This window comes from Streptococcus zalophi (genome assembly GCF_016481285.1).
Lineage (GTDB): Bacteria > Bacillota > Bacilli > Lactobacillales > Streptococcaceae > Streptococcus > Streptococcus zalophi.
Genome location: NZ_JAENBP010000001.1, coordinates 42,385 through 55,149 on the forward strand (window position 1 = coordinate 42,385; position 12,765 = coordinate 55,149).

Consider the following 12,765-nt stretch of genomic DNA (forward strand, 5'->3'; position numbering starts at 1 on the left):
AGTTTTCTCCTAATTTTATCTTTGAAGTTTTTTTTGATTCTCAAGGTTAAAGTTAATGAATAATCATGATTTATTTAATTAATTTAAAAGTGTAATACTGTTCAATTATATCTAGCATTTCATCCCTAACTTCTGGCTTTAAAAAATCTATTTTGGAATCTTTAGTAGTAAATATAGAGTCCTCAGAAGAAAAGATAGTATCTAATTTGCTTGTACTTTTATTATTGAACAAAGTATCTCCTAGAAAATAGTTTTCTTCTGAAATATCAATATAATCTAATATCGTAGGTACTAGTGATAAAGAATTTCTACCATTAACATCTATCTTTTGTGGCATTACTCCTTTGTAATAGATGAAAAAAGGCACTCTATCAAGATGACCAACAGCTCTGTCATTACCAAAAGTACTAACATAGTCAGCATCAACATAAGTCGCATGATCAGTGGTGAAAACGATTATAGTATTTTTAGAAAGTTCAGATTGATTAAACATATCAATAAATGATTTGAATTGAATATCTAAATTATAAAACTTATTAAGATTTGGATTCTCCCCATTTCCAAAAACTTCATCATCAGAATCTAGACTAAGATGAGTCCCGAAAGTATACATAGAGATAAAGAAAGGAACGTTTTCTTCACCTTTTTCTTCCATTGTTTCAAACAAATACTGATAAGCTTTTTTGTCAGAAACAGTTGTCTTTATAGAATCTGGAGAAATAACTTCATCAAAATTCATACTATTTAAATATTTTGTGAAATCTCCATTATTTGGTTCTGTATTAATAAAAATTGTATTGTAGTTTTTATCATTTAGAACATCCTGCATACCAATAAGATAATTGTCTTCATAATTTGTCGCTTGGTAACCAGAATATAACTGTCCCTTAATTCCCAAATATGTTGCGAAAGTATGATTATAATAGTTTTCAAAAGAAAGTGACTCATCTTCAATTTGAACAGTATTAGCCATTATTCCTCTATCATCATGAAGAATTCTTTCAGATAATCCTTCTGTAAAAATAACAACAATATTTGGATTATCTGGTAAATTTTCCGGTTTACTAGTAGCATTTACAACTTCGCTCTTATAAAAATTTTCAGTAACTTCATTGTTTCCTATCCTATTTAATAAGTCCATTCTTTCTTGATGTATTTGAACTAAAGAGTAATAGTTTGTAAAAGGAGTGTTTTCAAAAATTTTCAGACCAACTACACTTATTTCTATTATAATAATGACTAAAAAAGATAAAATTTGATACTCTATCTTTTTTAGCTGTTCTGAAATAGGCAAAAAGCTAAAAAATAACAGTATAAGAAAACCAGAAGCATACAAAATAGCATGCCCTGACAAGGCTTCTAACGAATCTACATTTGTTAACATTGTATAAGTTAAATAAGAACCACCAAAAATTAAAATAACCTGTTCAATATTGTAAAGTAACATCAATATAGTATTAATAATATTAGCAATATATTTATTTACTTTAAAAAGCAGATTGGAAACAAAAAATATCATTGATAATTCAAGAAGTCCTGCAAATATGGGGATTAAATCTGAAGTCACTCTGTAAGTATACAAAGTGATAACTATTGAAAATAAATATTTAATAATGGTTGAATAGAATAATTTAGATTTTTTCATGATTTTACTTTTTTTATAAAACGTTTAATAATATATTTGATAGCACTAGCTGGACCTAAGAAAATATATTTAAAAGCGCCTTTAATTCCTCCTATATTATCAAAATTAACGTAAGTATTTGGTAGTGTATCTGGTCTAATATTTAAGACAGTATTATCAACAAAAGGAGTAATATAAATATCATTTCTAGAAATTCTGTAATCATAACCTCTGGCCCAGGATAAATACATTAATATTCTCTCAATAGAGTGCAAAATAGTGTGCTGAGGTAATGGTTCTTTAGGAATTTCGTCATCTTTAATATCCAAATCAAATAATGGTTTTAAAGCATCATATTTAAACCAGATAAAGGTTCCATAACTCATTATGAAATTATTTAATTTATCAAAATCAATTGACCTTCCAAGATTCATTCTTTCCCATAAATCATTCATGTCAGAAGCAAATTTATTTTCATTCCATGGGTCAACAATTTTGGTATAGCGAAAGAAAGTCGGAATATCTGAAATAATTAATCCACAGTTTTCATTATTCTCAAATGTCGATAGAATTTTTTCTGCTGGTTTTAGCATCATTTGGAACAATTCTTCTCTCCAAGAATCTCCAACCCAATAAGGATATTCTGGAGATTTCTTGGTGTGAAAATGGCCAATATAATCATAGTGAGCCAATGTCGTTTTTAATTTTAACATTGGTAAAATATCTCTACCACGGTTTCCAGTGACTAAAACAGTTGCTATAATTTCTTTTTCTTTTAGAATTTTTTCAATAGTTTCTTTTTTAGCATTTGAATCCGTTGTTAAAAATAAATCATAGTTAAAATTGAAAATTTCAAATTGCGTTAAAAAAGTTTCTAATAAATCAACATAATAGGTGTGTAAATGAATAGCTACTTTTTTAGTATTAGAATAAGGTTTTACTATATCTTTTAAAACTTTTCTATCTAAAAGATAGGCTGGAGTAGGAAGACTAATATCACTCATATGAGAAAGAACTAAGTCAATAGGATAATCTGATATTTTTTCTATTTCCTGCAAAACATAGGGTGATAAGTGCTGAGTTAAATCAAATGTTTTGATTTTAATAAAAGGAACCTTATGTTGTAATAAAACATGAGGATAATGAATAGTGAAATTAGAATGATAAAAATCATCTGCCAAAGGAACAGTATTTAGAACTGAAGCGTAGTTAAATCCAGCTTTTGTCAATAATTTAGTATACTGAGTTTCATAATTATCAATGACTTTTTGAACATCTGTATAAGATTCAATATTATTCCAAAAGGATTTAAAAACTTTTGATTCCATCAAACGTTTTTTAAATGAAATGAAATAAGATTGTAAATGTTCATCAATTGATACTTCTCTCGTTTTAACCGCTTTATGATTTGTCATTCCCCAAAAATCAATCATATCATTTTCTTCATAAAAGTTATAATATGATTCCATATCCCACAATGGTCCAAAGCAGGTATCGTTCATTACTGTTAGAGAATCATAGTCTGAAAGATGATCCATACCAATTCTTTCCATACCGTCACGCCATGCAGCAAAATCGTAACCTTTATTTTCTCTTTGGATAAATTCATTGAATAAACCCTTACTTTGTAAAATAGTCTTGTCTTGCTCTTTTAATGAACTATTAGTAATAAAAACAATTTTTGAAAAAAGAGGTTTCATCTTTTCAAGCTGATAAATCACATGAGGGCTCAATTTATTGTTTTTATTAAAGTGAACATAAAGTAACAAACGATTCATTTTTTTCTCCTAAATAGATTGATTAATTTTGTCGTTATTTGCCAACGTCTCGAATTAACAATAGCGTTGTATTTATTTTGAAGTTCATTATTACTTTCATTAAGAAAATGACATTGTTTTTCTATCTCCAATAATTTATTATTTTTATATGTTAATAATTTTTCTAAATAATCATTTTTTAACATATCAGATATACTTAATAATTCATAAGAAAAAAGGATTTCTTGTTCTTCAAATTGCTCAACATTATAAATAATTTGGGGATCAGCATGATCAAAAATAATAATATTTTCTATATTAATATGCGTTGAGAAAGTTGGTGTAATGAGTTGTTTTGAAAAAGCATCAACAAGTGAAAAAGATTTAAAGAAGTTTGGTGTTTCCGTTAAATCTACTCTAATATTCTTAGTTTTAGCTGGAGGTTGAATAATAATAGTATCTTCAAAACGCAAAGGAATTCGAAGAGCTGTTTTTTCACTGAATTCATTATTGTCTCCTGAAAAATAAACACTCACAAATTTTTCAGATGTTTGAAAAGGTTGGTAATTGGGATTATAATTTCCAATAACAGATGAAAGAGAATCAATTACCTTATTTTTACGATTGACATTGTCAAATCCATCTATTAATGATAAGTAATAGTGTTCAGGATTATTTTCTTTTAGTACTTCAGATGCTTTAATAGCCCTTAGCTTATCTTCTGAAAAATCATCTAGAATCTCAAACATTTGATTTTTCAAAGACTCAGTAGCACCTACCTCATAAATCTTACCGGCTCTATACATTTCTGAAATTGATAGGTAACCATCATTATTAGAAACAATTGTTGGTACACCATATCTAATAGCTTCCAAAAATACTAAACCAAACGTTTCAACTTTTGAAGTGAAAACACAAATATCTTTATCTGTAACATAGTTCCATGGCTGTTCTTTATTTCCTAGAAAAGAAACATTAGTTAGCGAATATTGCTCAATATAGGCATCACATTTTTTCTTATACTCTAAATCCCAATCACCAATAAAAATTAAAGGGATGTCCAATCGATTCAATTCTTTATAAGCAGTTAAAAGTTCTAATTGATTTTTGTTTTCATTAATTTTACTAATAGAAATAAATCGTATTGACTTTCCTACTGATAATTTTGAAGTTGAAAAATTTGGCATTGGAATAAAAGAATGAATTGTAGTAGTTTTAGGAAACAATTCTTTTAATTTCTTTGTCAGTGGTCCATCCACTGCAAAAATAGCATCTGAGCAATTATCAATAAACTCAATCTTTTCAGTATAATAGTCAAATTCATCCTTAGGAAATTCATGAATAATCCAAATATGTTTCTTTTTTTCTAATGATGCTGCAATGGCTCCTTGGAAAACATTAACAGTATTACTAATTACAATATCAATATTATTGTCAACAATAATATTTCTTATTTCATTGATATTTTTTTCATAGTAAAAAGAGCGTTCAAATTTTGTACCATGTAAAATACCCGGGGCCTCTTCCCACCACCAGTTTAAAATATCCAATTTATAATATTTAATATTATGAGCTATCATTTTTTCTTCATAATTTTTTTGAGTTGGATGGCTAATATTTGGAAAAACATTGAAAACCTTATAGCCTAATTCAGACAAATATGTCATTAAATTAGTAATAGATATCTCAGCACCATTTTCCAATGTTCCTGTTGGAGAAATAAAAAGAATATTTTTTTTCATATTTACTGACCTTCCCTGTCACTCCAAGTTCCATTTCTTCTAAGTAAACCCGTTGCTGCATCAAATTCTGACTTATCATCCACTTCAACCTTACGATTGATTAAGAAAACAGGTGAATCTGAAGCAGAACTGAAAGCCAAAACTCTTTTTTCATCATCTCTAACGCTTGCAACTAATTTTAGTTTTGCATTGTTTAAATATGGAAGAGAACACTTATAAATAAATTTCTTCAAACCTGTTCCAGCTGTCATTAAATCAATTGAGTTATCATTGTATAAACCATAGTTAGTATCTAAATCTATTAGAGAAATAGCTACATGAGTCTCAATATCTGATAAAACATTATAAGAAAATTCAAAAACTAATTCTTCATCAGGTGACACTTGATTTTTAGTCAATAATTTAATTCTAAAATCAGAAACTAATTGTTGCTTATTGCTGCCATCATTGTCTTTTGATGAAACATCTTCAATATTAACATTGTCAAAACTATACTGGTTAGCAACATCATCAGGATCTCCCTGCATTTTAATGAGACCATCTTCAATTAAAACAGCTTTATTACAGTATTTTTTAACGGCACCCATGTCATGAGTTACTAAAATAGTTGTTTTACCACTATTTTTACGCTCTAAAAAGTAGTCATTACACTTTCTTTGAAAGGCTTCATCACCAACAGCTAATACCTCATCAAGAATTAAAATATCACCTTGAGCTTTGATTGCTACTGAAAAAGCCAAGCGAACCTGCATACCACTAGAGTAATTTTTTAATTTTTGGTTCATAAATTCATGAAGTTCAGAAAAGTTTACTATATCATCATACATGGCGTCCACTTCGTCAGTTGTAAAGCCAAGCATAGCACCATTCATGTAAACATTTTCTCTTCCTGTTAGTTCAGGATTAAACCCTACTCCTAGTTCAATAAAAGAAACCATTTTCCCATCAATAGTAATTTTACCTTTTTCTGGAAAATAGATTTGTGAGATAATCTTTAATAAGGTCGATTTACCGGAACCATTTCGTCCAACAATACCAAAGAAATCACCTTTTTTCACTTCAAAATTGATATCTTTAAGAACATGTTGCTCTTTATATCCTTTTACACCTTTAAAACGATTCACTAGAGTCGTTCTTAAACTCTGAGAACTCTCTGTTGGCAATTTAAAATACTTACTAACATGTTCTACTTTTACTGCAATGTCATTTGTTTTCATTAAAGAATCTCCGCAAATTTCTTAGAATTTTTGTTAAAAACAATATAACCAATAATAAAAATAATGATTGGTAATAAATAAGGGATGGCAACTAAAAATGGATTTTGAATTAAATCACTAATAGTATGACTGCCTGAATAAACAACAAAATGCCTTAAATCTTGAATGATTTGTGCAATAGGATTTAACATCATCATCTTAGCAAACGTTACTTGTCCTCTATTTATAATGAATGTCAAAGAGTAAATAATTGGTGTCCCATAAAGACCAGCTTGTAAAATCACTTCCCAAATCGGACCAATATCTCGATATCTAACAAATAAAGTAGATAAAACAAAAGCAACTCCTGTAGCTAATAGGGCAATTTCAAAAAAAAGCGGAAAAACAATTAGCAACTTCCAACTAAGGGCAACACCATTAACAATAGCAAAAGCTAGAACAACAAGCATATTAATAGAATAATTAATCGCAGCTCCAACAACCGAAGAAAGTACAATGATTTCTTTTGAGAAATTTAACTTTCTAAGAAGATCTCCTCGGGAAACAATTGCCATCATCCCCATATTGGTAGCTTCTGTGAAAAAGTTCCATGTTACCATCCCAAGTAAAAGAGAAACAGCATAGTGGGGAGTGCCGTCATCAAAACGTAGGAAACGAACAAAAACCAAATACATTATTGTAAATAGTAATAGTGGTTTGAGAATTGACCATAGATGTCCGATTAAACTGCCTTGATAACGTAATTTAAAATCTGTTTTTACCATTTCCTGTAAAAGAATCCAATTTTCTTTACGAAATAACGTCATGTTGTTTTCTCCTGTAGCCTATTTTTGTAAGAATAAGTCCTCTAAAAACGAGGGTATGAAAAAGTCGATTCTTTTTAAAATCAAACTTTTTTAAAATGGCATATCTTTTTACAAACGATTGTTCCAGTAAAGAAGTATATGCGATAATCATCTCTCTTTTTTCTTTAGACAAATTAAAATTCAAGAGATGATGGGCTTGCTTTTGACTTTCTGTGACAAGCCACCAATATTTTTTAAATAGTAAGTGTGGTTTCAACCACTTTTTCATTCTTTTTGTCCATGTTCTTGCTCCAAGAACATTATTGTCGTGTTGTCGATACAATTGGGTTGATTGGTCTAAGTAAACAAGATTTCCCGTAGCACTCGCTATTAAAGCTAGATACCAATCATGCATCAAGATGTCATCATAAACTATCCATTTTTCAGCCAGTTCATGATTAATCAACATGGTGCCACCTGTTATAGTGTTTTCCGTTAATTCTTGATGAAGCGTTGTGTTTGCATGATGTGATTGCTTTTTTATCATGCTTTCAGCCATCATTTCAAGATCTTGATTAACTACCGATAAATCGGTATAAACTAATAATGGTTTGTTTGTTGGATAAGTTTTAGCTTTGGCTAAGGTCACTTCTAATTTATCTTCCAACCAGACATCATCTTGATCACTAAAAAAATAAAAATCTGCGGGTTCATGTTTAACAAGTGTATAAAAGCTTTTAATTACCCCAATATTATCAAATTTATCTTGATGAATGAGACGAATTCGTGAATCAGTTTTGATAAAATCATTGATGATATCTCTTGTTGTATCACTTGAACCGTCATCTCTTATTAAAAGAGTCCATTCTTTAAAGGTTTGTTTTTGGATACTTTCAATTTGCTCAGCAAGAAATTTCTCACCGTTATAAGTAGCCATCAAAATATTAACGTTCACTTAAAAATAATTCCTCATATTCTTTGACAATTTTTGCCCAAGTATAGTTTTCTTTGATGTGATTTTTAGCTGCTGTTCCAAGTTCTTTGAAATCAGATTTTTTATCCATTTCATTTAGTAATTCTTTTAAATCATTTTCTTGATTTTTCCAGTAATAAACAACGTCTTTAGCCGTTTGTCGATTAAAAGAAACATCCAACACTAAACTAAGATTAGTATGAGCTAGTGATTCAAGGAGACCTGGATTAGTGCCACCAACAGAATGCCCATGAATGTAAGCAAAGGCATTCTCACGAATATATGAAACCAATTCCTTATCATAGACGGTGCCAACAAATTTAATCCGCTTGTCTTGATCAAAATGAGTTTTTTGACGAAGACTTTCAAAATAAGGATTGCCTTCATGATTACTGATGATTACTAAATCTCTTTTGGTTTGACTGGTCATAAATTCTCTAATGATAGTTTCATAGTTATTTTCTGGAATAAAACGTCCTAAAATAAGATAGTATTGTTTTTCTGTTATTTGCCATTTTTGATAAAAACCTATCACATTGGCATCATTTGAGTTTAAATTTGACAGTCTTGTATCAGTTCCATAAGCGATAAATGAGGTTTTAGACCATGGGTAAGATGTCTCAATATAATTGTCAATTCCAAGGTTATCAGTAATAATAAGATTAGCATACTTTGTCATCATTTTTTCTGAGTATTTCAGATACATTTGAACTGGTTTTGGCCACTTAGACCGTTTCCATTCTAACCCATCAGGGTTGACAAATAGCTTCCCTCCAATAGCTTTTATTTTTTTAGCAAAAGGAGGAATAAAACCTCCAATGGTATTGCCTAATAAATAAAAAATGGGTTCTTTTATCTGTTGTTTTTGAATCAATGATAAAGAGTAGTTAATGGCCATCATATCATAGGCGATAACACGCGCAGAACCAATTTTAGGTGGCTTTATTGTGAAACAATCAGCTCCTAAATAATCAAAATGTTCTCCTTGTTTCTCATCTGAAAGACAAGCTACATGATATTTAATATCAGGAGATACTTGATGTTTAATTAATTCTTCAACAAATGTTTCGAAACCGCCATAACTAGCTGGGAGGCCTCTACTACCAAGGATAAAAACGTGTCGCATAATAACCTCATTCTATACAATACAATCATTTTATTATATCATATTTTCATTTCTTTGGCGATTAGAAAAAAACAGGCAAAAGCCTGTTTTTTTAGCATTTTTATTTTTTTTCTTGGCGATAAAATTCTTTTAGAGCATCTTGCCAACTAGGAATAACAAAACCTGTTGCTTTTGTTTTTTCTAAGCTCATCGTTGAGTTGAATGGACGTTTAGCTTTTGCTGGGAATTGGCTCGAGTCTACTGGTACTACTTCAACGTCTGTCTCTTTTAAGATTTCGACAGCAAAATCATACCATGACGTTTCTTTATCAGCATCATTTGATAAATGATAATAACCAAATGCTTTTCTATTGTCCGTTAGATATGTCATGAATTCTGCAAGTGTTCTTGTCCAAGTTGGACGTCCAAATTGGTCGTTAACTACCGTTAATCGAGAATGTTTTTTTGCGAGATCTTGCATCGTAAAGACAAAGTTTTTACCGTAGTTACCAAAAACCCAAGCTGTTCTAATAATATAGTATTGGCTTGAGAATTTTTCGACGGCTTCTTCTCCAAAACGTTTAGTACGACCATATTCTGTTTTTGGATTTGGTGTATCTGTTTCTAGCCATTCTTCTCCTAATGGTTTGTCACCATCAAAAACATAGTCTGTTGAAATATAAACAAGGGTTGCGCCATATTTTTCAGAAGCCTTTGCAATAATTTCTGTTCCTGTTACATTAATAGCATAGTCTAATTCTTTTCCCTCGTCTTCAGCAGCATCAACAGCTGTATAGGCGGCACAATGATAGACTAAGGTTGGTTTAACTTTAGCAAAAAAATCTTCGACTTGTTCTTCGTTAGTAATATCCATTTCACTAACATCAGCAGCAACATAATCAACATTTCTTTCATCCAAAAGGTGGCGTAATTCGGTTCCTAATTGTCCCTTGCTTCCTGTTATTAAAATCATATTTGACTCCTTTATTCTTTTAATTATTATTTTACACTAAACTAAAAATGATAGCAAAGAAAGAATTTATAAGTAGCATTAATTTTTATATTTTTGATGGATGAACATACCAGTTCTAATTGTAGCTAACAAACGATAGGCTGCATCTTGATAAAGACTTTCACTATTTTGAAGAGCCTCATCAAGATGCATTGGTTTATTGATAGTAGTTATTATACTTGAAACTCCACAATCATAAATCATTTCATAATGATCTAGTAAGCTACCAACGATTGCAAAAACTGGTATGTCTTGTTTTTTTGCTCTTTTAGCAACACCCGAGATAACTTTTCCAAAAGCAGACTGACTATCCAACTGACCTTCACCTGTAATAATAAAATCAGCATCTTTAATCTTTTCATCAAATGTCAAAACATCTAAAATCGTTTCAATGCCTGAGGTCATTTCTGCATTAAGAAATGCCATGAGTGAGAATGCAAGTCCTCCTGCAGCACCCACTCCTTCTTTTTTAGCCAGTTGTTTATGACTAACTTGTTCAACTAGTTGAGAAAAATGTGTCATCCCAATTTCTAAGGTCCGCATCATATTATCATCTGCACCTTTTTGCTTGCTAAAAGTATAGGTGGCACCATTTTTTCCTAAAAGAGGATTGGTAACATCTGATAAAATGGTGAATTGAACGTCTTTAATTCTAGGATGACTGTTTGAAACATCAATTGCATATACCTGTTCTAATTCCTCACCGGTACCTTTTAGAAGTTGTCCGTTTTTGTCTAAAAAACGAATACCAAGAGCTGACATCGCTCCCATACCACCATCATTTGTGGCACTACCACCTAAAGCGATTAGGATATGATTAACCTTATTGTCAAGTGCATCACGTATTAACAGTCCTGTTCCATAAGAACTGGTTTTCATAGGATGACGCTCCTTATTATTTATTAAGGGCAATCCTGACGCTCTTGCCATTTCGATAATGGCAGTTTGATTAGACAGCAGTCCATAACTTGCCTCTATTGGTTTTCCTAAGGGATTTTCTGAAATAATTTTTCTTTCACTACCATCTAATGCTTTAACAAGAACAGACATTGTTCCTTCTCCCCCATCAGCAACTGCAAGAGACACCATCTCTGCATGGGGAAACACTTTTGGAGTGACTTCTTCTAATAATTCTGAAATTTTTTCAGAAGATAAGGAACCCTTAAAAGAATCGGAAGCAAAAATAATTTTCATAAGCTTTTCCACCTGACTATGGATTGTAAATGTTGCTTTTTATATCTATTTTAGCATTAAGCTTCTGTTATTTCTTGACTTTTTGTTAAAATTCTTTGATAGATATAATCTAAACGTTCTTGATTAAGTTGACCACTTGGTTTGGGGATAATGTGTTCATACATATCTTTGACCAGATCAAGAACAGCCTTTTTATTGGTTGCAACGGCAGAATAATAAAGTGTCTCAAGTCCTTCTAAAACTGTATACATGACATCAATATCTTCTTTACCATAGTTTATAATTTGATTAAAGGAATGATAAAGATCTTCTTCAAACGTATAAGCCGTGTAGGCGATTTTAGCATTAGCATTTTCTTGAACGATGATATGATTGTTGACTGTTTTTGATATTGGCACTAATAAGAGACTTATCTTATGAATACACTGAATAGCAGTGTTTGGGTCGTTAACGCCTGGCGAAAGTGCTCGAACAGCAATTTCTTCTATTTTATCAATACCGTGTCTATAGTCGTTTTCATAAACTTTATTTTCAGATAAGATAAAGCAATCAGCAATTTTTGACATTAAATCATCATCAAATGTGGTGCTTTCAGCCTTATTAATATGAGCAAGAGGTTTTTCTTCATTGATAAAATCTCCAATCTTACAATCAACAATGAGTTCTGCATTATGGTCTTTTAGTAAATCAGAGATTTCACCAAAGTTGATAACACTTAAAAAACCGTTAGCATTAGGATATAGTTGAATGGATTGTGTTTCAATATCACTAAAGAAACCTTGATATTCTTCTCGCTTATCGAGTTCTTTTTCGATAACTGACAAAGTCACAGTGTAAATATCGGATAAAAGATTTTCACTTTTAGAACTTCTGATAACATTTTGAACAAAAATGATGAAATAAATCATGGAAACAATGGCATAAACCACTGAGACAAAGCCTGCAATAACTTGTTGATCCTCTAAAACATCACGCATAAAGACTAGTGCTGTGATACTGTAGAAAAAACCACCAAAGAAAATGCCTAACACTTTCATTGTGATTTTAGTATCTACAAAATTTTCAACCACGCGCGGTGAAAAATTGGACATGTAGTTAGACATGACGGATAAAATGGTAGAAAAAGTAAAGGTTGTGATGGTCAATTGTGCACCTGCAAGTGTTGCTAAAATAGTTTTGGCTAATGAGACTTTCGTATAGAAAATTGCTGGTATATAATCTCTAACATTAAAATGCCCTAAGTCAATCAGCATAACGATAGTAACTAAAACAATCGAGTATAAAATATATTGTGTGTTATATATCCAAGTTTTATGATTGTAATACCATAATTTTAATCGTTCAAACATTTAAAAC

Annotated in this window: 10 protein-coding genes; all 10 read right to left on the reverse strand. The window is 30.7% G+C overall.

Features of this window, described 5'->3' with window-relative positions; all coding sequences use genetic code 11:
- Positions 1-70 precede the first annotated feature (70 nt).
- Positions 71-1,645 (reverse strand): sulfatase-like hydrolase/transferase, encoded by a 1,575-nt coding sequence (locus JHK64_RS00195; protein WP_199566979.1) that lies wholly within the window; start codon positions 1,643-1,645, stop codon positions 71-73.
- On the reverse strand, positions 1,642-3,402 hold the full coding sequence (locus JHK64_RS00200; RefSeq protein WP_199566980.1) for a rhamnan synthesis F family protein: 1,761 nt from the start codon (positions 3,400-3,402) through the stop codon (positions 1,642-1,644). The genes JHK64_RS00195 and JHK64_RS00200 overlap by 4 nt, the downstream gene beginning before the upstream one ends.
- On the reverse strand, positions 3,399-5,123 hold the full coding sequence (locus tag JHK64_RS00205) for a glycosyltransferase family 4 protein (RefSeq protein WP_199566981.1): 1,725 nt from the start codon (positions 5,121-5,123) through the stop codon (positions 3,399-3,401). The genes JHK64_RS00200 and JHK64_RS00205 overlap by 4 nt, the downstream gene beginning before the upstream one ends.
- A gap of 2 nt (positions 5,124-5,125) precedes the next feature.
- Complete coding sequence (locus JHK64_RS00210) at positions 5,126-6,340, reverse strand: ABC transporter ATP-binding protein (RefSeq protein ID WP_199566982.1); 1,215 nt, start codon at positions 6,338-6,340, stop codon at positions 5,126-5,128.
- On the reverse strand, positions 6,340-7,146 hold the full coding sequence (locus JHK64_RS00215) for an ABC transporter permease (protein ID WP_199566983.1): 807 nt from the start codon (positions 7,144-7,146) through the stop codon (positions 6,340-6,342). The genes JHK64_RS00210 and JHK64_RS00215 overlap by 1 nt, the downstream gene beginning before the upstream one ends.
- Positions 7,130-8,080: a glycosyltransferase family 2 protein gene (locus tag JHK64_RS00220; RefSeq protein WP_199566984.1), complete on the reverse strand. Its 951-nt coding sequence runs from the start codon at positions 8,078-8,080 to the stop codon at positions 7,130-7,132. The genes JHK64_RS00215 and JHK64_RS00220 overlap by 17 nt, the downstream gene beginning before the upstream one ends.
- The gene (gene cps2T, locus JHK64_RS00225) at positions 8,070-9,224 is read right to left on the reverse strand and encodes a beta 1-4 rhamnosyltransferase Cps2T (RefSeq protein WP_199566985.1); all 1,155 of its coding nucleotides are present in this window, start codon (positions 9,222-9,224) and stop codon (positions 8,070-8,072) included. The genes JHK64_RS00220 and cps2T overlap by 11 nt, the downstream gene beginning before the upstream one ends.
- Positions 9,225-9,324: 100 nt before the next feature.
- Complete coding sequence (gene rfbD, locus JHK64_RS00230) at positions 9,325-10,176, reverse strand: dTDP-4-dehydrorhamnose reductase (protein WP_199566986.1); 852 nt, start codon at positions 10,174-10,176, stop codon at positions 9,325-9,327.
- 78 nt (positions 10,177-10,254) lie between these two features.
- Positions 10,255-11,409 carry a glycerate kinase gene (locus JHK64_RS00235; protein WP_199566987.1) on the reverse strand — a complete coding sequence of 385 codons (1,155 nt, stop codon included), beginning with the start codon at positions 11,407-11,409 and terminating at the stop codon, positions 10,255-10,257.
- Between the two features lie 56 nt (positions 11,410-11,465).
- Positions 11,466-12,758 carry a DUF2254 domain-containing protein gene (locus JHK64_RS00240; RefSeq protein ID WP_199566988.1) on the reverse strand — a complete coding sequence of 431 codons (1,293 nt, stop codon included), beginning with the start codon at positions 12,756-12,758 and terminating at the stop codon, positions 11,466-11,468.
- Positions 12,759-12,765: the final 7 nt, after the last annotated feature.

What these genes read in the sequence shown, in the direction of transcription:
- cps2T (WP_199566985.1), bottom strand. Translation starts at nt 9,224, where the DNA reads ATGCGACACGTTTTTATCCTTGGTAGTAGAGGCCTCCCAGCTAGTTAT.
- JHK64_RS00235 (WP_199566987.1), bottom strand. Translation starts at nt 11,409, where the DNA reads ATGAAAATTATTTTTGCTTCCGATTCTTTTAAGGGTTCCTTATCTTCT.
- JHK64_RS00205 (WP_199566981.1), bottom strand. Translation starts at nt 5,123, where the DNA reads ATGAAAAAAAATATTCTTTTTATTTCTCCAACAGGAACATTGGAAAAT.
- JHK64_RS00210 (WP_199566982.1), bottom strand. Translation starts at nt 6,340, where the DNA reads ATGAAAACAAATGACATTGCAGTAAAAGTAGAACATGTTAGTAAGTAT.
- JHK64_RS00240 (WP_199566988.1), bottom strand. Translation starts at nt 12,758, where the DNA reads ATGTTTGAACGATTAAAATTATGGTATTACAATCATAAAACTTGGATA.
- rfbD (WP_199566986.1), bottom strand. Translation starts at nt 10,176, where the DNA reads ATGATTTTAATAACAGGAAGCAAGGGACAATTAGGAACCGAATTACGC.
- JHK64_RS00215 (WP_199566983.1), bottom strand. Translation starts at nt 7,146, where the DNA reads ATGACGTTATTTCGTAAAGAAAATTGGATTCTTTTACAGGAAATGGTA.
- JHK64_RS00195 (WP_199566979.1), bottom strand. Translation starts at nt 1,645, where the DNA reads ATGAAAAAATCTAAATTATTCTATTCAACCATTATTAAATATTTATTT.
- JHK64_RS00200 (WP_199566980.1), bottom strand. Translation starts at nt 3,402, where the DNA reads ATGAATCGTTTGTTACTTTATGTTCACTTTAATAAAAACAATAAATTG.